General features: G+C 70.8%; 1 protein-coding gene. It reads right to left on the bottom strand.

Going from position 1 to position 595, the window contains the following annotated elements; all coding sequences use genetic code 11:
• On the bottom strand, positions 1–503 hold a 503-nt coding region (locus HW466_RS31085; RefSeq protein WP_341773646.1), incomplete at its 3' end, for a TolC family protein.
• Positions 504–595 lie beyond the last annotated feature (92 nt).

Genomic DNA, 595 nt, shown 5'->3' with positions numbered 1-595 from the left:
GACTGCTGCGCCGCCGCCTCCAGCACGTCCAGGCCGGTGACGGCGTCCTGCACTTCCTGGAAGGCCGTCAGCACCGAGGCGCGATAACGCGCCTGCGCGGCGGCGTAACCGGCACTCGCGAAGCGCTTGCGAGCCACGCGCCGGCCGCCGTCGAACAAGGTCTCGCCGATCGATCCGCCAAGCGACCAGACCAGGATCGGCACCGTCGCGAGCGTGGCGAACTGCGCGCTCTGCCAGCCGATCGACGGCGACAGCACGAGGCTCGGGAAATAGGCGGCGCTCGCCACGCCCACGCGCGCGTTGGCGGCGGCCATCGCGCGCTCGGCGGCGGCCACGTCGGGGCGCCGCTGCAGCAGGTCGCTCGGCATCCCGGTGGGCAGCACCGGTAGCGCATAGGCCTCGCGATTCGGCGCCAGCGAAAACTGCGGCGCGGGCTCGCCCACCAGGGTGGCGATCACATGTTCGTAGCGCGAGCGCTGGGTCGCGAGCAGATGCAGCTGCACGCGGGTGGCGTCGAGCTCGGTCTGCTGCTGAAATACGTCGAGCGCGGACAACTGTCCGAACTTCCACTGCTGCTGGGCGAAATCGAGTGTCT

Origin of the sequence: Burkholderia territorii, assembly GCF_902833055.1 — a bacterium.
GTDB lineage: Bacteria > Pseudomonadota > Gammaproteobacteria > Burkholderiales > Burkholderiaceae > Burkholderia > Burkholderia territorii.
The sequence above is the reverse complement of the archived record's forward strand: the minus strand, read 5'-3'. Positions and strand labels throughout refer to the sequence as shown.